Origin of the sequence: Streptomyces sp. CGMCC 4.7035, from assembly GCF_031583065.1 — a bacterium.
Lineage (GTDB): Bacteria > Actinomycetota > Actinomycetes > Streptomycetales > Streptomycetaceae > Streptomyces > Streptomyces yaanensis.
Window position 1 is genome coordinate 1,644,080 of the sequence record NZ_CP134053.1, and the last position, 24,007, is coordinate 1,668,086.

At 71.1% G+C, this 24,007-nt stretch carries 22 protein-coding genes; 11 read left to right on the forward strand and 11 right to left on the reverse strand.

Going from position 1 to position 24,007, the window contains the following annotated elements; all coding sequences use genetic code 11:
• Positions 1 to 2 precede the first annotated feature (2 nt).
• The 4 genes from Q2K21_RS06895 to Q2K21_RS06910 all read left to right on the forward strand — a co-directional run bounded on the left by Q2K21_RS06895 (position 3) and on the right by Q2K21_RS06910 (position 4,929).
• Entirely contained in the window at positions 3 to 644 is a 642-nt protein-coding gene (locus tag Q2K21_RS06895; RefSeq protein ID WP_310767029.1) for a TetR/AcrR family transcriptional regulator, read from the forward strand.
• Between the two features lie 159 nt (positions 645 to 803).
• Positions 804 to 1,652 carry a 3-hydroxyacyl-CoA dehydrogenase family protein gene (locus tag Q2K21_RS06900; protein WP_310767032.1) on the forward strand — a complete coding sequence of 283 codons (849 nt, stop codon included), beginning with the start codon at positions 804 to 806 and terminating at the stop codon, positions 1,650 to 1,652.
• 153 nt (positions 1,653 to 1,805) lie between these two features.
• Positions 1,806 to 2,129, forward strand: coding sequence for an STAS domain-containing protein (locus Q2K21_RS06905; protein ID WP_186284954.1), 324 nt, complete (start codon positions 1,806 to 1,808; stop codon positions 2,127 to 2,129).
• 253 nt (positions 2,130 to 2,382) lie between these two features.
• Positions 2,383 to 4,929, forward strand: coding sequence for an ATP-binding protein (locus Q2K21_RS06910; protein ID WP_310767037.1), 2,547 nt, complete (start codon positions 2,383 to 2,385; stop codon positions 4,927 to 4,929).
• Between the two features lie 102 nt (positions 4,930 to 5,031).
• On the opposite strand, the gene nucS is transcribed toward Q2K21_RS06910, so the two are convergent.
• Positions 5,032 to 5,703 carry an endonuclease NucS gene (gene nucS, locus Q2K21_RS06915; protein ID WP_310767041.1) on the reverse strand — a complete coding sequence of 224 codons (672 nt, stop codon included), beginning with the start codon at positions 5,701 to 5,703 and terminating at the stop codon, positions 5,032 to 5,034.
• Positions 5,704 to 5,979: 276 nt separating this feature from the next.
• Between nucS and Q2K21_RS06920 the strand changes: the two genes are divergently transcribed.
• Positions 5,980 to 6,372, forward strand: a complete 393-nt coding sequence (locus Q2K21_RS06920; protein WP_310767044.1) for an SCO5389 family protein — start codon at positions 5,980 to 5,982, stop codon at positions 6,370 to 6,372.
• Positions 6,373 to 6,478: 106 nt separating this feature from the next.
• On the opposite strand, the gene Q2K21_RS06925 is transcribed toward Q2K21_RS06920, so the two are convergent.
• On the reverse strand, positions 6,479 to 7,507 hold the full coding sequence (locus Q2K21_RS06925) for an LLM class flavin-dependent oxidoreductase (RefSeq protein ID WP_310767047.1): 1,029 nt from the start codon (positions 7,505 to 7,507) through the stop codon (positions 6,479 to 6,481).
• Between the two features lie 220 nt (positions 7,508 to 7,727).
• Between Q2K21_RS06925 and Q2K21_RS06930 the strand changes: the two genes are divergently transcribed.
• The gene (locus Q2K21_RS06930) at positions 7,728 to 8,060 is read left to right on the forward strand and encodes an ATP/GTP-binding protein (protein ID WP_310767051.1); all 333 of its coding nucleotides are present in this window, start codon (positions 7,728 to 7,730) and stop codon (positions 8,058 to 8,060) included.
• A gap of 222 nt (positions 8,061 to 8,282) precedes the next feature.
• On the opposite strand, the gene Q2K21_RS06935 is transcribed toward Q2K21_RS06930, so the two are convergent.
• From Q2K21_RS06935 to mce, 5 genes are all read right to left on the reverse strand, one after another.
• The gene (locus Q2K21_RS06935; RefSeq protein WP_310767054.1) at positions 8,283 to 9,152 is read right to left on the reverse strand and encodes an ABC transporter permease subunit; all 870 of its coding nucleotides are present in this window, start codon (positions 9,150 to 9,152) and stop codon (positions 8,283 to 8,285) included.
• Entirely contained in the window at positions 9,149 to 10,510 is a 1,362-nt protein-coding gene (locus Q2K21_RS06940) for an ABC transporter ATP-binding protein (protein WP_310767057.1), read from the reverse strand. The genes Q2K21_RS06935 and Q2K21_RS06940 overlap by 4 nt, the downstream gene beginning before the upstream one ends.
• A gap of 249 nt (positions 10,511 to 10,759) precedes the next feature.
• A complete protein-coding gene (locus Q2K21_RS06945) occupies positions 10,760 to 11,695 on the reverse strand; it encodes a coiled-coil domain-containing protein (protein WP_310767060.1) in 936 nt (311 codons plus the stop codon).
• Positions 11,696 to 11,878: 183 nt separating this feature from the next.
• Positions 11,879 to 15,721, reverse strand: coding sequence for a polarized growth protein Scy (gene scy / locus Q2K21_RS06950; protein ID WP_310767063.1), 3,843 nt, complete (start codon positions 15,719 to 15,721; stop codon positions 11,879 to 11,881).
• A 232-nt stretch (positions 15,722 to 15,953) separates the two neighbouring features.
• The gene (gene mce / locus Q2K21_RS06955) at positions 15,954 to 16,394 is read right to left on the reverse strand and encodes a methylmalonyl-CoA epimerase (protein ID WP_310767066.1); all 441 of its coding nucleotides are present in this window, start codon (positions 16,392 to 16,394) and stop codon (positions 15,954 to 15,956) included.
• 148 nt (positions 16,395 to 16,542) lie between these two features.
• On the opposite strand from mce, the gene Q2K21_RS06960 reads away from it, so the two are divergent.
• The 3 genes from Q2K21_RS06960 to Q2K21_RS06970 all read left to right on the forward strand — a co-directional run bounded on the left by Q2K21_RS06960 (position 16,543) and on the right by Q2K21_RS06970 (position 20,175).
• A complete protein-coding gene (locus tag Q2K21_RS06960; RefSeq protein WP_310767068.1) occupies positions 16,543 to 17,745 on the forward strand; it encodes an acetyl-CoA C-acetyltransferase in 1,203 nt (400 codons plus the stop codon).
• Positions 17,746 to 17,791: 46 nt separating this feature from the next.
• Complete coding sequence (gene meaB, locus Q2K21_RS06965) at positions 17,792 to 18,748, forward strand: methylmalonyl Co-A mutase-associated GTPase MeaB (RefSeq protein ID WP_310767071.1); 957 nt, start codon at positions 17,792 to 17,794, stop codon at positions 18,746 to 18,748.
• A 179-nt stretch (positions 18,749 to 18,927) separates the two neighbouring features.
• Complete coding sequence (locus Q2K21_RS06970; protein WP_310767074.1) at positions 18,928 to 20,175, forward strand: MFS transporter; 1,248 nt, start codon at positions 18,928 to 18,930, stop codon at positions 20,173 to 20,175.
• A 358-nt stretch (positions 20,176 to 20,533) separates the two neighbouring features.
• Here the strand turns inward: Q2K21_RS06970 and Q2K21_RS06975 are convergent, their stop codons facing one another.
• The 4 genes from Q2K21_RS06975 to Q2K21_RS06990 form a co-directional block, all read right to left on the reverse strand.
• The gene (locus tag Q2K21_RS06975) at positions 20,534 to 21,010 is read right to left on the reverse strand and encodes a MarR family winged helix-turn-helix transcriptional regulator (protein ID WP_310767078.1); all 477 of its coding nucleotides are present in this window, start codon (positions 21,008 to 21,010) and stop codon (positions 20,534 to 20,536) included.
• 92 nt (positions 21,011 to 21,102) lie between these two features.
• Complete coding sequence (locus Q2K21_RS06980; RefSeq protein ID WP_310767081.1) at positions 21,103 to 21,900, reverse strand: AIM24 family protein; 798 nt, start codon at positions 21,898 to 21,900, stop codon at positions 21,103 to 21,105.
• On the reverse strand, positions 21,897 to 22,547 hold the full coding sequence (locus tag Q2K21_RS06985; RefSeq protein WP_310767083.1) for an AIM24 family protein: 651 nt from the start codon (positions 22,545 to 22,547) through the stop codon (positions 21,897 to 21,899). Before Q2K21_RS06985 ends, Q2K21_RS06980 begins: the two co-directional genes overlap by 4 nt.
• Before the next feature lies 1 nt (position 22,548).
• A complete protein-coding gene (locus Q2K21_RS06990) occupies positions 22,549 to 23,181 on the reverse strand; it encodes an AIM24 family protein (protein ID WP_310780677.1) in 633 nt (210 codons plus the stop codon).
• A 151-nt stretch (positions 23,182 to 23,332) separates the two neighbouring features.
• Here Q2K21_RS06990 and Q2K21_RS06995 point away from each other — a divergent pair, with 151 nt between their 5' ends.
• Both Q2K21_RS06995 and Q2K21_RS07000 read left to right on the forward strand, forming a co-directional pair.
• Positions 23,333 to 23,683, forward strand: coding sequence for a DUF3817 domain-containing protein (locus Q2K21_RS06995; protein ID WP_310767085.1), 351 nt, complete (start codon positions 23,333 to 23,335; stop codon positions 23,681 to 23,683).
• The gene (locus tag Q2K21_RS07000; protein ID WP_310767087.1) at positions 23,680 to 23,976 is read left to right on the forward strand and encodes an MTH1187 family thiamine-binding protein; all 297 of its coding nucleotides are present in this window, start codon (positions 23,680 to 23,682) and stop codon (positions 23,974 to 23,976) included. The genes Q2K21_RS06995 and Q2K21_RS07000 overlap by 4 nt, the downstream gene beginning before the upstream one ends.
• Positions 23,977 to 24,007: the final 31 nt, after the last annotated feature.

The window sequence follows — 24,007 nt, forward strand, 5'->3', positions numbered from 1 at the left end:
GCATGGCTGAGGGGCTCAGGGAGCGGAAGAAGCGGCAGACCAGGCAGTACATCTCGGATGTCGCCACGGGCCTGTTCCTCGAACGCGGCTTCGACGCGGTGACGGTCGCGGAGGTCGCCGAGGCGGCCGACGTCTCCGTCAACACCGTCTACAACTACTTCCCCGCCAAGGAGGACCTCTTCCTCGACCGCTCCCGGGGTGTCGTCGACCGGCTCGCCCGCTGGGTGCGGGGGCGCGGGAAGGGTGAGTCGGCCGCCGTCGCCGTCCTGCGCGAACTGCGTGACGAGGTCCAGGCGGTGTCGCCCAGGTTGGGGCTGATGGAGGGTTATGCCCGTTTCATGAAGGTCATTCATGACGCACCCGCCCTCCGCTCCCGCCTGTGGGCGATCGGGCAGGAGGTGCTCGACAACCTCGACCAGGCACTGCGTGAGGAGACCGGCGCACCCGCCGACGACCCGCTGCCCACCCTGATCGCCGGTCAGATCAACTGGGTCCACCAGACCGTCATGGCCGCCATCGGCCGGGAGATGATGGCCGGGCGCAATCCGGACGAAGTGTCACGCGAGGTGCTCGTGCTTCTCGACGACATGGAGGAGCTGTTGAGCGAGAAGGTGCTCAACTACGCCGCCCGGGCGGCGGAATGAAGAGCGCCGGTGCGGTGCCGGTGAGCCGCGCCATGACGACGTGACGCGCATCTCAGCCTGTGAGACGTGACACGGGTTACTAAGCGCTCACACCGGCCCTCACGGGCGCTAGGGTCCGGCCGAGAGGCATACACGACCAGCGCGCAGGGGAGTCGCACAGTGGCACGGAAGCTTGCCGTCATCGGGGCCGGACTCATGGGTTCCGGCATTGCCCAGGTATCGGCCCAGGCCGGCTGGGACGTCGTCCTGCGTGACGTCACCGACGAGGCGCTGACCCGTGGCACGGACGCCATCAAGGCCTCGTACGACAAGTTCGTGAGCAAGGGCAAGCTGGAGGCGCACGACGCCGAGGCGGCGCTCGCCCGCATCACGGCGACCACCGACCTCGACGCCGCCGCCGACGCGGACGTAGTCGTCGAGGCCGTCTTCGAGAAGCTGGAGGTCAAGCACGAGATCTTCCGGACGCTCGACAAGATCGTGCGCGAGGACACCGTGCTGGCGTCCAACACCTCCGCCATCCCGATCACCAAGATCGCGGCGGCCACCGAGCACCCGGAGCGGGTCGTCGGCGTGCACTTCTTCTCGCCGGTGCCGATGATGCAGCTCGTCGAGCTGGTCCGCGGCTACAAGACGAGCGACGAAACCCTCGCCACCGCCCGTGCGTTCGCCGAGTCCGTCGGCAAGACCTGCATCGTCGTCAACCGCGACGTCGCCGGTTTCGTCACCACCCGTCTCATCTCGGCGCTCGTCGTCGAGGCGACCAAGCTGTACGAGTCGGGCGTGGCCACCGCGGAGGACATCGACCTCGCCTGCAAGCTGGGCTTCGGTCACGCGATGGGACCGCTGGCCACCGCCGACCTCACCGGCGTCGACATCCTGCTGCACGCCACCAGCAACATCTACACCGAGTCCCAGGACGAGAAGTTCGCGCCGCCGGAGCTGATGCGCCGGATGGTGGACGCCGGTGACATCGGCCGCAAGAGCGGGCAGGGCTTCTACAGCTACTGAAACCGCACGCACCCCCGAGGTGTCACCTCATGGGGTGAATTCGGTATCGGTTCGCTTACAGACGGCAACCTTGCCGCCCTCCGGACAGTCAGAGGTTGTCAGAGGTTGCACAACCAACGTGGGGTACGAACGACGCACTCTCGGGGAGCGCATATGCACATCAGGGGCGACCACGCCGAGCTGGTCGTCGGGGGCCGCCTCGACGTCCGCAGCGCGGCGGACGCCCGTACGGTCCTGCACTCGGCCGTCGACGACGGCGTCGGCGACCTGGTGCTCGACCTGTCCGAACTGGACTCCTGGGACGCCACCGGGCTCGGGGTGATCATGGGGGCCCACCGACGGGCCGGGCGGTGCGGCCGACGGCTGGTGCTGCGCGGCGTGCCACCCCAGATGCAGCGCCTGCTGGTGGCCACGCGGCTGCACCGGATCCTGGCCATCGAGGGCGGTATCGGGGTGGAGTCGCTGCCCCGCGTGTGACCGGTCGGGGGGCGGGGCGCGGCGTCACACGAGCGAACGCCGACGAAACGCACGTCGCGCACAATCCTCACGACACTGTGACGTCTCGGACGGCGCGGTACCCCGGCTTGTCAGAGATACTGTGCGAAGGTTTAGGGTTCGGCTGCCCGCCGCCCGACACCCTCGAGCGGGCACCGGACCAGAAGCGACAGCGCAGTGTGCAGCAAGGCCGGGAGGGGCTCAGGCACACGACGCTTTTGGGGGGCTAGGACCTATGGACCCGAACAACCCGGGACCCGAGGAGTACGGCCACGACGGTGACGGTGAGACGCCGCGCCAGCGCCCGCCGCGGGACCCCATCACACCTGACTTCGGACATCCGACGCCGGCACTCGCCCGCACCGTCCAGCTCGTCTCGGGCGACTTCCTGCTCACCGTCAACCCCGTCGACGGCAGCGAGATAGAGGTCTGCCCGCCGGGGGAGCGCCCCGCGCGGCCGGTGAAGTACACCGCCGCCGAGCGGGCCGAGCTCGCCCGCGCCGCCCGGCCGCCCGTCCCGCCCGGGGCCGCGCAGCCGCGGCTGCCGCTCCTGGAGCGCCAGGAGGAGCGTGAGCGGCTCGTACGGCTCCTCGCGCGCGGCCGCTCGGTCCGACTGACCGGACCCGCCGGTTCCGGCCGTACCGCGCTCCTTGACGTCGTCGCCGAGGACTGCGCGGACCTCGCGCCCGACGGCGTCGTCCGCCTCTCGGGCTACCGGCGCACCGCGAGCGACCTCCTCCACGACCTCTTCGCCGCCGTCCACAAGGCGCCCCTGTACCGCCCCGAACGGGACGAACTGCTCCAGTACGTCCACGAGATCGGCGCCGTCGTCGTCCTCGACGACCTGGAGTTCGGCGGCAGCGGGCTCGACGAACTGCTCGACGCGACCCCCGAGTGCGCCTTCCTGCTCTCCGCCACGCCCGACGTGCCCGCGCCCTCCGCCGACTCGCGTGTCGAAGAGGTCTTCCTCGGCGGACTCGACCGCGCCGGCGGCCTCGAACTCCTCGAGCGCGCCGCCGGTCGCGAGCTCACCGACGACGAGGCGAACTGGGCGGGCGACCTGTGGTTCGAGTCCGAGGGTCTGCCCCTGCGCTTCATGCAGGCCGGTGCGCTGCTGCGGCAGCGTGACCGGCGGCGGGCCGACGAGGGCGCCGTCGACGAGTTCGGCGTCTTCGAGAGTGTCCCCCTGGACGTCCCCGTGGACGCGCCCTTCGGCGCCGAGGACGAGAACGACGTACCGCTGCCGTCGCTCGCGGAGGCCGCCGCGCCCGCACCGCTGCTCGCCGCCCGGCTGAGCGCGTCGGCGCGCGACACCCTCAAGTTCGCGGTCGCGCTCGGCGGCGAGGTGCCCCACCAGACGCATCTGCCGGCCCTCGTGGACGACACCCATGCGGACGCGGCGCTTGCCGAGCTCGTCGGCTGTGCGCTGGTCACCCCGGTCGGCTCCCACTACCGGCTCGCGGCCGGGGTTCTGGCCCAGCTGGAGGCCGCCGGGTACACGACCGGCGCGGCGGAGTACGTGCTCAAGGCCGCCCAGCACTACGCCTGGTGGGCCGGGCATCCCTCGGTCACACCGGACAGGGTCTCGGCGGAGGCCGACGCCGTGCTGGCCGCGCTGACCGCCCTGGTGCCGCTCAGTTCCCCCGAGCTCTCGCCCACGCCCGAGCAGGGGGAACCCTCGTCGGCCGTGGAGGACGAGGAGAACCCGGCCGTACGACTGGCCCGGCAGGCCGCGCCCGCGTTCGCCGCGGGCCTCGACTGGAGCGCCTGGGAGCGGGCGCTGCGGACCGGTGCCGAGGCGTCCAGGCTCGCCGGAGAGGTCGGCGAACAGGCCTACTTCCACCACGAGTTGGGCATACTCGCGCTCTGCGGCGGGCAGCTCGACCGGGCCCGCACCGAGCTGGAGGCGTCCATCGGGCTGCGCGGCGCGCTCGCCGACAAGCGCGGCACGGTCGCCGGACGGCGCGCCCTCGCCCTGGTCGCCGACCGCTCCGGTGCCACGCCGCCCGGCGGGCGTACGGCGGCGGGCGAGGAGGTGCCGGACGCGCGGCAGGAGGAATCGGCGTCGCCGCCCGGTGGCGTACGGGCCGGCTTCGGGCTGCCCGCTCCGATCGGTGACACGTCGACGCTGGTCACGTACCAGGCCGTGGCCGAGCCGGCGCGCAAGGCCGGTGGCGTCCGGAACATGGTCCTGGGCACCCGGCGCAATCTGGTGGCCGCGGGCGCGGGGGCGGCGCTGGCCGCCCTGCTCGGCACGGTCGTGACCCTCGGCATGACCTCGAACAACAGCGACAACACCCCGTCCGACGACGTCCGCGTGGGTCCCTCGGCGAGCCAGGACGCGAACGACGGCAGCCTCGGCGCGGACAAGGCGGACACGGGCGGCAGCGGAGGCGGTTCGGGCGGGGCAGCCGCCCCGACGCCGAGCAGCACGGGCGGTGTGCCGTCGGACGGTCCCACGGGCACGCGGGGGACGACTCCGTCGAAGTCGCCGACGAAGCCCGCGCCCACGTCGTCCACGCCGAAGCCGTCGTCGTCCACGCCGAAGCCGTCGTCGTCCACGCCGAAGCCGCCGTCGTCCTCGACGAAGCCGCCGAGCCCCACGCCGACGCAGACCGTGACGCCGACGCAGACCGCGACGCCGACGGACACCCCGAGCACCTCCGACTCGGCCAGCGGCCCGGCCTCCTCCAGCGCCCCCGCCACGACGACCGGCTCGGCGAGCGCACCGGCGAGCAGCACCGGTTCGGGAACGCCGAGCGGTTCGGGCTCGGTGATCTGAGGTCCCTGTCGACGCACGAGGGCCGGGTCCGCTGTCCGGACCCGGCCCTCGTGCGTCGTAGTACCGCCTGTCTACGGCTGTCTGTACCGCCTGTCCGCGGCGTCAGAACAACCGCAGCTTGTCGTCCTCGATGCCGCGCAGCGCGTCGTAGTCCAGGACCTGGCAGCCGATCCCGCGGTCCGTGGCGAGGACGCGCGCCTGCGGCTTGATCTCCTGGGCCGCGAAGATGCCGCGGACCGGGGCGAGATGCGGGTCGCGGTTCAGGAGCTCCAGGTAACGCGTGAGCTGTTCCACGCCGTCGATCTCACCGCGCCGCTTGATCTCCACCGCGACCGTCGCGCCCTCGGCGTCCCGGCACAGGATGTCGACCGGGCCGATCGCCGTCATGTACTCGCGGCGGATGAGCGTGTAGCCCTCGCCGAGCGTCTCGATGCGGTCGGCGAGCAGTTCCTGGAGGTGTGCTTCCACGCCGTCCTTGATCAGCCCCGGGTCCACGCCGAGTTCGTGCGAGGAGTCGTGGAGGATCTCCTCCATCGTGATGATCAGTTTCTCGCCTGCTTTGTTGATGACGGTCCAGACGCCTTCCTCGTCGCCCGAACCCTCCTTGAGCGTGCAGGGCGGCGACATCCAGTTGAGGGGCTTGTAGGCCCGGTCGTCGGCGTGGATCGAGACGCTGCCGTCCGCCTTCACCAGGATCAGACGGGGCGCGGAGGGAAGGTGTGCGGTGAGACGGCCCGCGTAGTCGACGGAGCACCGGGCAATGACGAGACGCATGGTCGGCAACGCTACTCGACGCGATGGCCCCAACGCGATTCGCCCTCGAAAGGGTTCCAAGATCCTCCCTTTCTTCCCGGGATGCCCCCGTTCATCAATGGCTGGTTGTGTGCCTACTGGGAACTCGCTGTCTTCGCATTTTCCTGGTGCCGTCACCGGCCGTTGCCTACCGTAGTAAACGGGAGGTCGTGAGGTGTGTACTCAGCGTGTTCGGTATAGCGAACTCCCTGCCCTGTCCATCAACCCCTGTTGTTCCGGGGTGCGAGAGGAGAACCCATGTCGCTCGACGTCTCACCGGCCCTACTCGAACAGGCCGAGCGAGGCGAGGTCGACGAAGCAGATTTCGTCGACTGCGTCCGGACCTCCCTGCCCTACGCGTGGGAGATGATCAGCTCCCTGGTGGCCCAGCTGAAGGTGGACGGCGGCGCGTTCGCCGACAACCAGACGCCCCCGCCGGACGAGCAGGCACGTGGACAGCTGCTGCGTGCGCTCGCCAGCGACGCGATACGCGGGGCCCTGCAGCGGCACTTCGGCGTGCGCCTGGCTTTCCAGAACTGCCACCGGGTGGCGGTGTTCCCGCTGGACTCCTCAGTGGACGACACGCTGGCTCGTTTCACCTCGGTCCGCAGTCAGCTGCTCAACCAGTCGCCGGAACTGCGCGACTGCTGACGCACGCGATGAACCACTGCTTGCCGCTCCGTACGCGGGAGGTGCATCTGTACCGGAGCGGCAAGCTCCCGCCGGGAGCCCGGCCGACCGACCGAGCCCGGCGTACTCAGCCGAGATGGGGGAGCACCTCGGCGCCCAGCCGCCGTACGTTCTCCTCCGTCGCCGCGAGGTCCCCGGAGCCCTCGACGAGCAGGGCGAAGCGCGCGATGCCGGTGCGCTCCGAGGTCGCCGCGAGCCGGTCGACGCACAGCCGGGGGGTGCCCACCGGGTGCAGCCCGCAGAGCAGTTCGGTGTACGCCAGTGGGTCCCGCATCGTGCGGGCCCGGCCGTCGACCGTCACATGCGCGTCGAGCCCCTGTTTCAGCCAGCCCGGCATCGCCTTCGTCAGCGACTCGACCGCGTCGCTGAGCCGGTCGGCGATCTGGCAGACGCCGGCCGAGACATGACCGGCGCCCGCGATCACCTCACCGCCGATGCCGGCCGCCCGCGCGTGCTGCCGCCACAGCGCGATCATTTCCGCCTTCTCCTCGTCGCCGACGTGCATGCCGAGCAGCATCGGCAACCCCCGCTCGGCCGCCAGCCGTACGCTCGCCGGTGAGGTGCACGCGACGACGACCTCGGGTCCCTCGGTGTCGGTGAGCGACTCCGACGGCCTTGGGACGACCGGGACTTCACGGAAGCTGAATCGTTCCCCCGTGGCCGCGACCGACGGTTCGCGCAGCCAGCGCACCAGCAGATCGAGTGATTCCGGGAATCCCGTCTCGTACGCCCGTAGGCCCGCGCCGAAGACCTCCAGGTCCACCCACGGCCCGCCGCGGCCCACTCCGAGCGAGAAGCGCCCGCCCGAGGTGAGGTGCAGCAGCGCGGCCTGCTCGCCGAGCGCCACCGGGTGGGCCGTGGGCAGGACGCTCACCGCCGTGCCGACCCGGATCCGGCGGGTACGGCCCAGCAGGAAGGCCGCCAGCGTGATCGCCGACGGGCACGTCCCGTACGGCACGAAGTGGTGCTCGGCCAGCCACACTCCGTCAAGGCCCGCCTCCTCGGCGACCTCGGCCGACCGCACCGCGCGGTGCAGCGCCTCCCCCTGGCCCTGTCCGGGAAACTGGGCGGCCAGTACAAAACTACCTACGCGCATCGCACTTCCTGCTTTCCTGGCTCCGACACGGAGCTCCCCCACCCGGCATAACTGCCTGACATGTGCCCAAGTCACGGCTGGACGGCGAGATTTGCGGATTGTCTGCAGAATGGCCCGATGGGAGGGTGATCTGTCAGGATTGGTGACGTACGCGTACCCGTAACGGCGCCGCGTAGGCTGGATTCGACCTGTGCCCCTGTATAGCCCCGTGAGGTGTCCTGTGTCCCCGCGTCGCAACCGACCCAAGGGCCCCGGCTCGTCCGGCCGGAGCGCGGACGACGACGACAGGTCCCGTTACGGCGGCTGGCAGTCCAGCGAGCGCTGGCAGGGCGAGGACTGGAACGTGCGCCATGTGGCGGGCGCGAGCGCCGAGGGCAAGACCTACCGCTGCCCCGGCTGCGACCAGTTGATCCCCTCGGGCGTCCCGCACGTGGTGGCCTGGCCCGACCACGCGGGCGTGGACGACCGCCGGCACTGGCACAAGGCGTGCTGGAACGCGAAGGACCGCCGCACCTCGCGGGTGCAGCGGTCCCGTAACGCGCCCAGATACTGAACCCGGACCTAGGGCCTGTCGTCAAACTCCCGCCTGCCGGGCGGCGTCTGGCACGCACGCTCGCCGCGTTGCCGAAAGGCCCTAGTAGCTCCTCCCCCAAGCTCTCGGCTTCGCTCGAGCAGGGGGGACCCCCATCGAGGACCTTCCGGCGCCTTGCGATCGCACGCACCAGACGCCGCCCGGCCCGCCTGCGGGCGGACGACGGGCGTTTGACGACAGGGCCTAGACGTCCCGCTTCTCCAGCAGCAGGTAGGCCCCGCCGAAGGCGACAGCGGTCACGCCCAGCATGATCCACAGCGGGTCCCAGCCCGAGGGGCCCGAGTTGCTGAGCGAGTTGGAGTAGAAGACGCCGAGCTGGTTCGGGATCGAGTAGTCGATCAGGGCCGTGCGCACCTTGTCCAGCGACTCCGCGAACATGAACAGGGCCATGACCAGCGGGGCGAGCAGCACACCGATCATGATGGTGATGGCGCCCGCCGAATGCCGGATGACCGAGCCGATGACGAGCGACAGCAGCCCGAGCAGCGCGATGTAGAGCGAGATGCCGACCGTCCCCTTCAGCCACTCCGAACCGGACGGCTGCTTGGCGCCGTCCAGCAGGGACACGTCCACGAAGGCGACGAAGAGGACCGACACCAGCGTCATCACGAACGCGACCGCGAAGAACACGATCGCCTTCGCCGCCAGCACCCGCCCCCGGGACGGGCACGCGGTCATCGTGGTCCGGATCATGCCGGTGCCGTACTCGGAGGCCGTGGTCAGCACGCCGAGCGTGATGATGCAGATGGAGCCGAGAAGCAGCCCGAAGACCCCGAACGACAGCGGGTTCTCGCTCCGCAGGCTCCCCTCCGACGAGTGGGCGGAGACCAGCACGCCGGTCAACAGCCCGATGCCGACGACGAGCAGGACGAACATGCCCAGCGTCCACATCGTGGAGCGCACCGACCTGATCTTCGTCCACTCGGAGGTGATGGCGTGCCCGAGGTGGGTCCGGACGACCGGGATCGGCGAGGTGTAGGCGGGGTACGCGGGACCTGGCGCCGCCTGCCAGGCGGGCGCGGCCTGCGGCATCGGGGGCTGGGGCGTGCTCATCGGGCGTCCTCGGACTTGGTCAGGTCGGCGGCGGGGGCGGAGGCAGGGGCAGGGGCGGGCGTGGCCGACGCGGGTGATTCCTGCGGTGCGGGCGCGGCGGCCGGAGTGGCAGGCGCGGCGGCCCCGGCGGGCTGGGCCGGGGGAGCGGTGGCGGCCTGGGCCGGGGCGGCGGGCGCGGCGGCCGGAGCTGCGGCGGGCTGGGCCGGGGGTGTCGGCTGTGCGTACGGGTTCGACTGCTGCCCCGCGCCGGGGGCGGCGGGCGCTGCCGGAGCGCCGTACGGGCCCGCGGGCACCTGCTCCGGCTGCCCCGGCATCGCGAACGGCCGGCCGCCCTGCTGGGGCGGCGGCGGGGCGTACCAGCCCGGCTGGCCCTGCCCCGGCACCGGCATCGGTGGCTGGACGCCGGGCGGCAGCGGCTGCTGGAGCCCGGTCTTCTGGTCGATCGTCGAGCGGTAGTCGACGGCGCCCTGCGTCATCCGCATGTACGCCTCCTCCAGCGAGGCCTGGTGCGGCGACAGCTCCCACAGGCGTACGTCGGCGTCGTGCGCGATGTCGCTGATGCGGGGGAGGGGCAGCCCGGTCACGCGCAGCGCGCCGTCCTGCTCTGGCAGCACATGCCCGCCCGCCTCGGTCAGCGAGGCGGTCAGCTTCTCCCGCAACTGCGGCTCGGTGTCGGGCGTGCGGACACGCGCGAAATCCGCGGAGTTGGCGGAGATGAAGTCCTTGACGCTCATGTCGGCGAGCAGCTGCCCCCGCCCGATCACGATCAAGTGGTCGGCGGTGAGCGCCATTTCGCTCATCAGGTGGGAGGAGACGAAGACCGTACGGCCCTCCGCCGCGAGGGACTTCATCAGATTGCGCACCCACAGGATGCCCTCGGGGTCGAGTCCGTTGACCGGCTCGTCGAAGAGGAGCACCTGGGGATCGCCCAGCAGCGCGGCGGCGATGCCGAGGCGCTGGCCCATACCGAGCGAGAAGCCCTTGGACCGCCTCTTCGCCACGTCCTGGAGGCCGACGACGCCGAGCACCTCGTCGACGCGCCGCGCCGGGATGCCGGAGAGCTGGGCCAGGGACAGCAGGTGATTGCGGGCGGCCCGGCCGCCGTGCACGGCCTTGGCGTCGAGCAGGGCCCCGACCTGGCGGGGGGCGTTGGGCAGCTTGCGGTACGGGTAGCCGCCGATCGTCACCTGCCCCGAGGTGGGGTTGTCCAGGCCGAGGATCATCCGCATGGTGGTCGACTTGCCCGAGCCGTTGGGCCCGAGGAAGCCGGTGACGGAACCCGGACGTACCTGGAAAGAAAGGTTGTACACGGCCGTCTTGTCGCCGTAGCGCTTCGTCAGGCCGACTGCCTCGATCATGCTCCGCACCCATCGAAAGGTTCAGGACGTCGGGGCCCCACACTGCCCCCGTAAGGGTTAGGAGGATATCCGGGCGCTGACGGTTCCGGCCAAGACAAAGCAAAACCGCGCAGGCCACCGGCGTGATGCTGAGACGTCCCGGCGGGCCCCTCGCCCGTCCGTGCCGGCAAGCGCCACAGCTGCCGCAGCCGGACACGGCGAAGGCCCGCACCCCCGGCGGAGAGTGCGGGCCCCTGTCCGGCTGAACGGTTACCGGGTCTGCTGTGCCGGAACCCCGCGGGAGATCGGCTCGTCCTCGGTCGGGGCGCCCGCGGCGGCGACGGCCGCGCCCGTGAGCGTCGCGAGCATCTCGCGGACGTTCGTCAGCTGGGCGTTGATGGAGTCGCGACGGTTCGTCAGCGCCGCCAGCTCGCGCTCGGATTCCGAGCGGATACGGTCGGCCTTGGCGTTCGCGTCGGCCACGATGTCCTCGGCCTGGCGCTGGGCGGTCTCCACCGTCTGGCGGGCGCGGCGCTCGGCGTCCGTGCGCAGCTTCTCGGCCTCCAGGCGCAGCTGCTCGGCGCGGTGCTCGATCTCGGCCAGGCGCTTCTCGGCCTTGGCCTGGCGGGAGGCCAGGTCGCGCTCGGACTGCTCGCGCCGCTTGGCGAGGTTCGTCTCGAAGTCGGCGGCGGCCTGCGCGGCCTTGGCGCGGGTCTCCTCGAAGAGGGCGTCCGCCTCCTCGCGCTTGGACTGCGCGTCCTTCTGCGCCTCGGCACGCAGCTGGGAGGCGTCGCTCTTGGCCTTCTCGACGATCCGGACGCCCTCGTCCTCGGCCTTGGCCTTGCGCTCCGCCGCGAACGACTCCGCGTCGTTGCGAACCTGCTGGGCGGCCGACTCGGCGAGCTCACGGTGCTGCTCGGCGGCGCGGCGGGCCTCCTCGCGCAGGTCCTTGGCCTCTTCCTCGGCCAGGCGGAGGATCTTCTCGACGCGCGCGCCGAGACCCGCGTACGACGGCTCCGCGTCGCTTACGGCGGCCTGGGCGTTCTGCGTCTCGAGGTGGAGTTCCTCGATGCGCTTTTCCAGAGCGGTGATGCGGGCGAGAGCACTGTCACGGTCGGAGACGAGCTTGGAGATTCGTTCGTCCACCTGAGCGCGGTCGTATCCACGCCGCACAAGCTCGAAGCCGTAGGGGGAAGTGTCGCTCATGGGGTTCCTGTCGAATGAGACCGGTGAGGTGATAGAGGGAATCCTAGGGGTCAAAGCGGTGTGTCATCGAGCGGATACGTGTTTGATCTGGAGAATGACACTCCTTTTGAGTGGCTAACTGTCTCAGCGCTTGCCAGGACCTGCGTGAAACGTCCCGGCAAGGCACAGAATCAGCGCTTCTGGCTACCCCTCTGACGCCTTGCCACCCGAACGGGGCGCACCGATGGCGGCCCCCGCCTTGACGCCCCCATCCTTGCCACCGGACGGGGTCTCAAAAGACTCCAACGCTTCCAGGACGTCCTGGACACGGGAGATCTCCGCATTGATGTCCTCGCGCCGGCGCACCAGGATCTCCAGCTCCCGCTTGCCCTCCTCGACCGCCTGCCGCGCCTCGCGGATCGCCTCGGCCTTGATCTTCTCGGCCTCGGAGACGAGGGAGGCCTTCTTCTGCTCGGCCTCCTTCAGCAGCCCCTCGGCCTTCTTGACCGCGGCGATACGGACCTTGCCCGCCTCGGAATTGGCCTCGTTGAGGAGTTCCTTGGCGTCCGCCTTGGCCTTGGCCAGCTGCTCCTCGGCGGCCTTGACCAGCGCGTCGCACCGCTCGCCCGCCGACTTCATCGTCTCGGCCGACTCGCGCCGCGCCCGCTCGTGCAGCTCCTCGACCTCGGTCGTGATCCGGTCGCGCAGCTCCTCCGCGCGCTCGCGGATCGCGGTGGCGTCCCGGCGCGTGCCGACGAGCAGCTCGTCCGCGTCCGACCGGGCCCGCTCCACCAGCAAGTTGCCCTCGACCGTCGCCTCGGCCACCAGGCGGTCGGCCTCCTTGCGGGCGGCGCCCACCATAGTGTCGGCCTGCGCCTCGGCGTCCGCCGTCGTCTTGAGCGCGGTCTGCTGCGCCTCCGAGAGCAGCTTGTCGGCCTCGGACGCGGTCTCCGTGATGAGCGTGTCGACCTGCTCGGCCGCCTCGGAGCGCCGCTTGTTGGCGTCCTTGCGGGCCTCGTCCAGGGTGCGCTCGGCCTCCTCGCGCGCGGCCGCGGTGACCCGCTCGGCCTCCGCCTCCGCCTCGGCCTTGATCCGCTCCGACTCGCTGCGGATCCGCTCCGCGTGCTGCTGCGCGGACCCGACCGCCTCGGCGGCCTCGGCGCGCAGCCGCTCCGCGTCGCCGGTGGCGTCCGAGATCAGCTTGTCGGCCTTGGCCACGGACTCGGCCCGGACCCGCTCGACCTCGGCCGCGGTCTCCGTGGTGAGCCGCTCGGCCTCCGCCCGCGCCTGCGTGATGAGGGTGTCCGCCTGCGTGGCCGCGTCCGACCGGATCCGGTTCGCGTCCGTGCGCGCCTCCGCACGCGTGCGCGTCGCGTCCTGGTCGGCGGTGGCGATGGTGTCCGAGGCTTCCGTCCGCACGCGCTGGGCGTGCTCGGCGGCGTCCGAACGGATCCGCTCCGCCTCGGCGATCGCCTCCGAGACCGTGCGCTCCGCCAGCGACTTGGCGGCCTCCGACTCCTCGGCGGCCTCCCGCCGGACGCGGCCCGCGTCCTCGGCGGCCCGCTCGCGCTCCGCGTAGGCGTCGGCGCGGACCCGGTCCGCCTCCTCCTGCGCCTCGGTGCGCGTACGCTCCGCCGCGTGCTCGGCGGCCGAGCGCAGGCCGGTGATCTCCTCCTGCGCCTGCTCGTGCAGCCCGGCCACGGAGTCCCGCACCTGCTGGGCGTGCTGCTCGGCGGCCGACACCATCTCGGTGGCGCGCCGGTCGGCCTCCTCGACCAGCCGTACGGCCTCGGCCTGGGCCTCCTCGACCCGGGCGCGCGCCACGGCGAGCAGTTCCTCGCTCTGCTCACGGGCCCGCTCGCGCTCCTGGTCGGCCTCCTGGCGGGCGGAGCCGAGGAGCTCCTCGGCCTCGCGACGGCGCCGGGTGGCCTCTTCCTGGGCGGCGGCGAGTGTCTCGGCGCCCTCGGTCGCCAGCCGCTCGGCCGCGGCCTGCGCCTCGGCACGTACGCGGTCGGCGGTGTCCTGCGCCTCCGACTTGAGCCGCTCGGCCTCGGCCGCCGCCTCCGAGCGCAGTCGTACGGCGATGTTCTCGCCCTCCGCGCGGGAGGCGGACGCGTCGGCGGCGGCCTCCGTGCGCAGCCGGTCGGCCTCGGCCTCGGCCTGCGCCTGGAGCGTACGAATGCGCTCGGCGGCCTCCGAACGCAGCCGGTCGGTCTCCTCGGCGGTCTCGCGGCGGATCCGCTCGGCCTCGGCGCGGGCGTCGTCCAGCGCCTGCTCGGCGGAGGCGAGCCGCTGCTCGGCCTCGGTCTGGAGGCGGGTCAGCTCCTCGGCGGCGTCCGTCCGGCGGGCCTCGACGGCCCGCTCGGTCTCCTCGCGCACGTCGCGCGCGGCCCGCTCGGCCTCTTCCTTGATCGCTTCGGCCTGCTCGGTGGCCTCGGCGCGGTGCTGCTCGGCCTCCTTGCGGGTGCGCTCCAGGGTCTCCTCGGCCTGGCGGCGCAGCAGCGAGGCGCGCTCGATGGCCTCGGTGCGCACCTTCTCGCTGTCCGTGGTGGCGGTCTGGCGCAGCTCGTCCGCGTCGGCCTTCGCCTTGGCGAGCAGCTCCTCGGCGGTCTTGGCCGCCTCCTCGATCTGCTGGACGGCCTCGCGCCGGGCCTCGGCGCGGATCTTCTCGCCCTCGGCGACCGCGTCGGCGCGCAGCTGCTCGGCCTCGCCGCGCAGCCGGCGCGCCTCCTCCTGGAGCTCGACGGTCTTGGCGCGGTACTCCTTGGTGTCGTCCTTCGCCGCGCCCTTGAGCTGCTCGGCGATGTCGTGCGCCTCGGCGCGCAGCCGGTCCGCCTCGGCCTCGGCCTCACGGCGGATCCGCTCGGCCTCCTCGGCGGCGGCCTTGGTGGTCGCCTTGGCGTCCTCCGACGCCTTGTTGAGTACGTCCTCGGCCGTACGGGCCGTCTTGGCGAGCTGGGAGGCGGTCTCCTCGGCCGTGACACTGCGGGCCTTCTCGGAGGCCTCCGCGAGGATCTTCTCGGCCTCGGCCTTGGCGTCCGCGACGACCTGCTCGGCCTCGGCCTTGGTGACCTCCGCCTCCTTGGTGGCCTCGCTGACCAGCCGGGCGACCTGCTCCTTGGCCGTGCGGGTGCGCTGCTCGTTGGTCGACTCGGCACTGGCCAGGGCCTTGGCGGCGTTCTCCTTCGCCTCGGTGACCACCTTGTCGGCCTCGGCACGCGCCTCGCGCAGCGCCGCCTCCGCCTCGGTCATCCGCTGCTCGGCGGACCGGCTCAGCTCGGCCGCCTGCCGGCGGGCGGCGTCCGACTCGCTCGCGGTGCTGGAGCGCAGCTGCTCGGCGTGGTCGGTGGCCTCCTGGGCCTGGGTGGACGCGGCGTTCAGCAGCCGCTCGGCGTCCGCGCGGGCCCGGCGCAGGATCTGGTCGGCCTCGGCGCGGGCGGACTCGGCGTCGCTCTGGAGCCGCTGGCGGGCCTCCGCGGTGATCCGCTCGGCCTCGGCGCGGGCGGCGGCGAGCGACTGCTCGGCCTCGGCGCGCGACTCCTCGACGAGACGGCGGGCCTGGGACTCGGAACGGGCGCGCAGCTGCTCGGCCCACGCCACGTTCTCGTTGACGTGCGACTCGACGGTCTGGCGGCGCTCCGCGAGCTCCTGGTCGAGCTGCTGGCGGCGGGAGACCGCCTCCTGGTGCAGCTCCGCCTGGAGGCGGGCGACCTGCTCGGCGTGCTCCTGGAGGATGCGCTGCGTCTGCGCGCGGGCCTGGCTCAGCTCCCGCTCGGCGTCCGCCCGCAGCTGGTCCGCCTGCATCTGGGCGGTGCGCAGCATCTGCTCGGCCTGGTAGCCGAGGTCGCCCCCGTCGTAGGCGGGACGGGTCATGAGGGTGCGGCGCGCCTCGTGCAGCTTGGCGCGCAGCACCTCGACCTGGTAGCCGAGGTCCTCGGCGTGCTGGATCGCCTTTTCCCGCTCGGTCTTCAGCCGCTCCATCTCGGCCTCGAACCGAGAGAGGTGGTCGACGTCAGCCGCCGGCTCTCGCTCCTCGTAGCCCCGCACTGCGCGGTCCCATCCGTCCCCTGGTCGCAACCTTCTCCGAACGAGCTCCGTCCATCCGCCGAACGGGGCCCCCGGGGAATGGTGTCAGATCTACGACGGAGCATGGGCTGCTGCCCCGACGCTCGTCCCCCGAAACCCGGACCCCGGCTCCGTCCCGTCGGCCACGACGGGACTCGGTCGCCCTGGTGGAGCGGCGACCGCCCCCAACCCTACCGGCCCTTATGTACGGGAGTCAGTGCTCAGGTGACTCAACAGCCGCGGATGTGACCAGTTCTGTCAGTACGCCGTGGCAATCCTTGGGGTGCAGGAAGGTGATCCGCGACCCCATGGAACCACGTCGTGGCTCCTCGTACAGGACGCGTACGCCCTTGTCCTTGACGGCGGTGGCGTCCGCGTCGACGTCCGCCGTACCGAAGGCGATGTGGTGCACGCCCTCGCCGTTCTTCGCCAGCCACTTCGCGACCGTGGAGTCCTCGCGGGTGGGTTCGAGCAGTTGCAGGTAGGAGGCGCCGCCGTCGTCCGTGTTGTTGATCTTCAACATGGCCTCGCGGACACCCTGCTCCTCGTTGACCTCCGTGTGGAACACGGAGAAGCCGTAGGTCGAGGTGTAGAACTCGACGGTCTTGTCGAGGTCGAAACAGGCGATCCCGATGTGGTCGATTCGCGTCAGCATGGATTCAGTGCAGCGCTCCTGAGGTGGTTACGCAACGTGCGCGCGATCACACTGACGGCTTGATGACGGGGTGGACTACCCCTCAGTACATTCGAAGTAAACCCTCGTTCACTCCTCGGCTGTGCAGGCCGGAAGGGGATCGCAGCTCATGTCTGGAACGAACAGCACGACCAGCGTCATCGTCGCGGGTGCCCGCACCCCGATGGGACGGCTGCTCGGCTCGCTGAAGTCCTTCTCCGGAGCCGACCTCGGCGGCTTCGCGATCAAGGCCGCCCTCGACCGTGCGGGGATCGGTGGCGACCAGGTGCAATACGTGATCATGGGCCAGGTGCTGCAGGCCGGGGCGGGGCAGATCCCGGCCCGTCAGGCCGCGGTCAAGGCGGGCATCCCGATGAGTGTCCCGGCCCTGACGATCAACAAGGTGTGTCTGTCGGGCCTCGACGCGATCGCGCTGGCCGACCAGTTGATCCGTGCGGGTGAGTTCGACGTGATCGTCGCGGGCGGCCAGGAGTCCATGACCAACGCCCCCCACCTGCTCCCGAAGTCCCGCGACGGCTTCAAGTACGGCGCGGTCCAGATGCTCGACGCGATGGCGTACGACGGCCTGACCGACTCCTTCGAAGGCATCGCCATGGGCGAGTCCACGGAGAAGCACAACACGCGACTCGGCCTCGGCCGGCAGGAGCAGGACGAGATCGCGGCCCTGTCCCACCAGCGGGCCGCGGCCGCCCAGAAGAACGGCGTCTTCGAGGCCGAGATCACCCCGGTCGAGGTGCCTCAGCGCAAGGGCGAACCGGTCGTTTTCAGCAAGGACGAGGGCATCCGCGGCGAGACGACGGTGGAGTCCCTGGCGAAGCTGCGCCCCGCGTTCACCAAGGACGGCACGATCACGGCCGGTTCCTCCTCGCAGATCTCGGACGGTGCGGCGGCCGTGGTCGTGATGAGCAAGGCCAAGGCGCAGGAGCTGGGCTTGGAGTGGATCGCGGAGATCGGCGCCCACGGGAACGTCGCCGGACCGGACAACTCTTTGCAGTCGCAGCCGTCGAACGCGATCCTGCACGCCCTGAAGAAGGAGGGCCTGGAGGTCTCGGATCTCGACCTGATCGAGATCAACGAGGCGTTCGCCGCCGTTGCCGTGCAGTCGATGAAGGACTTGGGGGTTTCCTCCGAAAAGGTGAATGTCCATGGCGGCGCGATTGCCCTGGGTCACCCGATCGGCATGTCCGGCGCCCGGCTCGTCCTGCACCTCGCCCTGGAGCTCAAGCGGCGCGGCGGAGGCGTCGGCGCGGCGGCGCTGTGCGGTGGCGGCGGCCAGGGTGACGCGCTGATCGTGCGGGTACCCAAGGCCTGAGCACCCTCGACCGACCTCTCTTCGTGTTTTCGTGAACGGAGCTGTGATGCAGGACGTCTCCTCGCTGGTGGCCCAGGCCAGGGAAGGCCGGCCGCGGGCCGTGGCCCGGCTGATCTCCCTGGTGGAGGGGGCGTCCCCGCAGCTCAGGGAGGTCATGGCGGCGCTCGCGCCGCTCACGGGCAACGCGTACGTCGTGGGCCTTACGGGCTCGCCGGGCGTCGGCAAGTCCACGTCAACGTCCGCGCTCGTGACGGCGTACCGCAAACAGGGCAAGCGGGTCGGCGTCCTGGCCGTCGACCCGTCCTCGCCCTTCTCCGGCGGCGCGCTGCTCGGCGACCGCGTCCGCATGTCGGAGCACGCGTCGGACCCCGGCGTCTACATCCGCTCGATGGCGACCCGAGGGCATCTGGGCGGCCTCGCCTGGGCCGCCCCGCAGGCCATCCGGGTCCTGGACGGCGCGGGCTGCGACGTGATCCTGGTGGAGACGGTCGGCGTCGGCCAGTCGGAGGTCGAGATCGCCTCCCAGGCCGACACCTCGATGGTGCTCCTCGCCCCCGGGATGGGCGACGGCATCCAGGCCGCGAAGGCGGGCATCCTGGAGATCGGCGACGTGTACGTCGTCAACAAGGCCGACCGTGACGGCGCGGACGCGACCGCGCGCGAGCTCAACCACATGCTGGGCCTCGGGGAGTCGCGGGCCCCGGGCGACTGGCGTCCGCCGATCGTGAAGACGGTCGCGGCACGCGGCGAGGGCGTCGACGAGGTCGTCGAGGCGCTGGAGAAGCACCGGGCGTGGATGGAGGAACACGGAGTGCTCGCCGAGCGCCGGCGGGCCCGTGCCGCCCACGAGGTCGAGACGATCGCGGTGACGGCCCTGCGCGAACGGATCGGTGACCTGCACGGCGACCGCCGCCTGGGCGCGCTGGCGGAGCGGATCGTGGCGGGGGAGCTGGACCCCTATCGGGCGGCGGACGAGCTGGTGGCGGGGCTGACCAACAGCTGACGGGCCGCGCTCGGCACCGAAAACCTCATGGCCGGCCCCCGGAGGCCGCTGGTACCTTGATCCGCATGTACCTCCTCTTGGCATAGGACCCGCCCAGGTCCGCGATCGACACGGCAGCCGTCCGTGGTCGTCGCGGCACTTCGGCGTCCCGTCCATGCCTCCAGTTGAGGAACTTCCGCGTGTCTGCGCCTTCTCCCGGGCGGCCTTCGTATGCCGCCGTTCTGCGTGTCCCGTACGCCCGTCGCACCTTCTTCGCCGCGCTCGTCGGCCGGCTGTCGTACGGGACGGTGTCCATCGCCGTGATGCTGTCCGTGACCCGGGCGACCGGGTCCTACGCCGTGGCCGGTACGGTCATGGCGCTCTTCGGGGCCATGACGGTCCTGCTCTCGCCGCTACGGGCGGCGTTCGTCGACCGATACGGGCCCCGGCGGGCGCTGATACCGATGGCGCTGGCGTACGCGGGCCTGCTGACGGCGCTCGCCGCGGTGAGCTGGCGGCCCGGCGCACCGGCCCTGCTGCTGGGTGCCCTCGCCGTCGGTGCCGGTGCCTTCCCGCCGCCTCTGGGCCCCACCATGCGGGCCGTGTGGAGCGGACTCCTCGACGACCAGCGGCTGTTGCAGCGCGCGTACGGGCTCGACGGGGTGACCGAGGAACTGCTGTTCGTGTCCGGTCCGCTGATCGTGGGCGCGTTGCTGCGGTGGGCGCCGCCCGCGGCCGGGGTGGCGCTGAGCGCGCTGCTGGTGGCGGCCGGGACCGTCGCCTTCGTCTCGTCCCCCGTGGTGGCCGGGGCGCGCCCCGACGCGGCGAAGCCGGAGCGCTCCGCGAAGCGGCTGCGGGGTGCGCGGGGCCTGATGCAGCCGGTGTTGGTGGCCGCGGGGGTCGGCGTGGCTGTCGGCGCCCTCGATCTGCTGGTCATGGCCTTCGCCGGGCAGCGGCGGTACGGCGATGACGTCGTGGCCTGGGTGCTCGCGGCGCTGTCCGTGGGCAGCGCGGTCGGCGGGCTGCTGAACGGGGCGGTCGACTGGCGTACGAGTGCGCGGGTACGCCTGCCGCTGCTCGCCTGCGGCCTGGGCCTGACCCTGGCGGTGGCCGGCCTTGCCCCCGGCCTCGGCGTCCTCACCGTGACCGTGGCCTGCGCGGGCCTCTTCATAGCCCCGGCCCTGACGACGTCGTATCTGATCGCGGACGAGTCCGCCCCGCCGGGCTTCCGCACCCAGGCGGGCGCCTGGGTCAACACCGCGGTGAACGCGGGCGGTTCGGCCGGCTCGGCGGCGGTGGGGGTGCTGGTGGCACATCTGCCGCTGGGGGTGTGCTTCGCGGCGTCGGGAGCCGTGACGCTGACGGCTGGGGCGGCGTCGCTCTGGGGTGCACGCGGCGTCGCCACGTCCGCGGCTGCTGCGGACCGTGGTGTCTCCGCCGGGGCGTAGCGCTCCGCTCGGAGGCCGTGTGTCACCTGCGGGTGCGTAGCGTTCCGCTGGGAGGCCGTGTGTCACCTGCGGGTGCGTAGCGTTCCGCTGGGAGGCCGTGTGTCATCTGCGGGTGCGTCGGTGGCTGGTCGCTCCCCCAAGTTCTCGGCTTTCTCCCCCAAGCTCTCGGCTTCGCTCGAGCAGGGGGGACCCCCATGAACAGGGGGACCCCCATCGCGGCGGAGCCGCACATCGATACAGCCCCGCGCCCCTTTCGGGGCGCTGTAGCCCGCTGGTAGGCAGCCGGGGTGGCCGGCAGTGCGCTCGCACTGTCGGCCACCCCGTACAGCCGGTTGATCCAGGGCGCCCTGGCGCTCCGCTACGGCTTGCCCCGCTGCCCCCGCAAGTGCTCTGCGATCGGCCGGAGGGACTTGTGCAGCTGCTCCAGGTCGTCGGGGGCCATCAGGTCGATGAAGTGTCGCCGCACAGACGCCACATGGTGTGGCGCGACCTTCTTCATCATCTCCAGGCCGTGGTCCGTCAGGACCGCGTACAGACCCCGGCGGTCGGACTCGCAGTTCTCGCGGCGCACCAGGCTCGCGTTCTCCATACGCGTGATCTGGTGCGAGAGGCGGCTCTTGGACTGGAGGGTGGCGGCCGCGAGGTCGCTCATCCGCATGCGGACGCCCTCCGACTCCGAGAGATTCACCAGGATCTCGTAGTCGTTCATTGTCAGGCCGAACGGCTGGAGGTCCCTTTCGAGCTGGTACGTCAACAGCCTGTTGACCTCCAGGTGGGTGCGCCAGGCGCACTGCTCCGCATCGGTCAGCCAGCGCGTGGCCGTCTCGGTCTCCATGAATGAAGTCTACCTAAAAGGTTGAAAGGCGAACTAGTGAGGGTGGTGTGACTGTGCGCACGCGTTCGACGTCACACTCCGCAGACTACCGCTCACAGCCCGAAGCGACGCTGGAGGTCCCCCAGCTGTCCGGGAAGGCGCGGTGTCCCCGGCTGGCCCTGGTGGCCGGGTACCCCGCCGCCGCCCGGTACGCCCGGCTCGTGCGGAACCGCCCCCGTGGCCTGCTCGGCCATGAGCGTCTCCGAGGACTGCAGCAGGACCGTGCCCGCCCCGACGAACTCGAACTGGTGCTCCTCCCCGGAGGCCCCGCCGAGGCCTGTCATCGCACGTAGACCGCCCCATACACCCGTCAGATACCCGTGGTCGTAGTGATGGCACGGGGACGGGCAGTCGGCCCAGCCGACCAGCGCCTGCGGATCCACCCGGATCGGGGGTTCCATGAACACCACCGGACCGTTGGACGCGGCCACGAACTTGCCGGTTCCGATCAGCGTCAGGAATCCCGGAATGATCGACTGCTTCAGCGCGAGACTTGGCTGAAAAGCGAGGAGGTTGCCCGAGCGAATGGTCAGGTTGCCGTCGTCCAAATCGTAGGAATTCACATCGAAGGCCCGGTCGGCGAGGAGCATCTTGCCCGAGCCCTCCGCCACCACCCAGTCGCTCGCGTGCAGAGGCGAATGAAAGGACGTACGGACAATCCGGTCGAGGCGGCCGTGCCCGATGCCGTTGAACTCGATCGAGCCGTAGTAGGCGATCATCTTGCCCTTCTGCAGGAACCACTGGCTGCCCTTGAGCTCCACGCAGAAGGTGTACTTGTTGACGCTGTCGTCGGCCGGCAGTGTCATCGGGTCGTGGATCACGGGACCGGCGCCCCCCGGGTAGGTGCTCAAAGCTTCTCCTCCGACGCCTGGACGTACACCACACCACTGCCGCTCAGCTCCAGCTGGAACGCCTCGCCGGAGCCACGGCCCACCATGTCGCGCCAGCCGAGCGCCGTGGAGAGCTTGTTGCGCACGTCGCCGTGGTGGGCGACATACGCCTGGGGGTCGACGTGGACCGGGCGCTGCGGGGTGATCGGCACCTCGAAGACGCCGCCGTGCGCCATGACGGCGACCGCGCCGTGGCCCTTGAGGGTGGTCGTGAACAGGCCCTGACCGGTGACCTGGCCGCGCACCATGCCCATGACGCCGCCCTGCGAGCCCATGAACATCGTGCCCTGCTGGAGGGCGCCCTCGAAGACGAGCAGGCGGTCCGCCTCGACGTACAACGTGTCCCCGGTGAGGTTGATCACCTGGATGTGGTGGCCACCGTGCCCGAACAGCACCGTGCCGCTGCCCTCGACCGACATCAGCGGTGTCGCCTCATTGGCGAGGCGGCGGCCGATCATCGACATGACCCCGCCCTGGCCGCCCTGGACGTTGGGGGTGAAGGAGACCTCGCCCTTGTAGGCGAGCATCGCGCCCCGCTGGCTGTACAGGCGCTGCCCGGGCACGACGGTCGCCTCGATCATCTTCGAGTTGATCTCACGGAAGGGCATGTCACACATCCCCCGCGATCGTGTTGCGCTCGCTGGGCTGGACGTACACCAGTCCGTCCCCCTCGAAGCGGATCTGGAAGGCCTCGCCGCCGCCTTCGCCGAGGAGCGTGCGGAAGGTCACACCGGACTGGAACGACTGCCGCAGGTTTCCCTGGTGCGCGACGTACGCACCCGGGTCGACGGTCAGCGGGTACTGCGCGCTCACCCGCAGCACCACTGCCGGGCCGTCCGACATGATCGCCGCCTGGCCGTGGCCCTCGACGGTCGTCGTGAACAGGCCGTTGCCCTGCGAGGCACCACGCAGGCCGGTGAACGTCGTGCCTGTACGCAGGCCGGCGTCCGTCGCGAGGAGGTTGCTCGACTCGACGTACAGCTTGTCCCCCTGGAGGTTCACGAGGTTGATCTCGGAGGCCCGGTCGGCGAACCAGCACGTCCCGTGCCCGCGCACCTCCATCACGGTCATCTGCTCGCCGGTGAGCCTCCGGGTCACCATGCCCCGGATGCCCTCACCGCCGCCGCTGAGCTTCTTGAATGCCATCTGACCGTCGTAGGCGACCATGGAGCCGTTCTTCGCCTTCACGGCGTCCCCGGTCATCTCGACGGCCAACACCTTGCTGCCTTGGAGTCGGAACATCGCCACGGGGTGAAGGTAGCGGCCGACGGTGCGTAACGGACAGACCCCTGTCGCCGGGGCGGCGCGGTCCTTTGTCACAATGGGCCCGTTGCTTGTGCTTCCATTCACAAGGCGACCGCGTCGTCAGCGACTCTCCCACCGAAGGTGATCCGTGGACCTCAAGACAGCCTCCGCCATCCGCCGCCTACGCCTGATCTCCGTGCCCGAGGGCATCTCCTGGATCGTGCTCGCCACCTGCACGGTGATCAAGTACACGGTCACGTCCGAGGTCGACGTCGCCCGGGTCCTCGGTCCGATCCACGGCGTGCTGTTCATCCTCTACGTGATCTTCTGGCTCGACGCCTGGAACCGCACCAAGTGGGACAAGGGGACGGCCTGGCTCTACTTCGCCTACTCGATCATCCCCGGCGGCGGCTTCCTGGCCGAGCGCAAGCTGCACCGCGCGGCCCAGGACGCCGTCATCGCCGCCCGCGCCCGCAAGGAAGGAATCGTGAACGCATGATCGTCGCCTTCTCCGTGACGCCGCTGGGTGTCGGCGAGGACGTGGGGGAGTACGTCGCCGACGCCGTCCGGGTCGTACGGGAATCCGGCCTGCCGAACCGTACCGACGCGATGTTCACCTCCATCGAGGGTGAGTGGGACGAGGTGATGGACGTGGTGAAGCGCGCCGTCGCGGCGGTCGAGGCGCGTGCGCCGCGTGTCTCGCTCGTCCTTAAGGCGGACATCCGCCCGAGTGTGACGGACGGTCTCACCTCGAAGGTGGAGACGGTGGAGCGATACCTGTCCGCGGAGTAACTCCCCGCACGGCAGCCCGAACCCCGGTCCC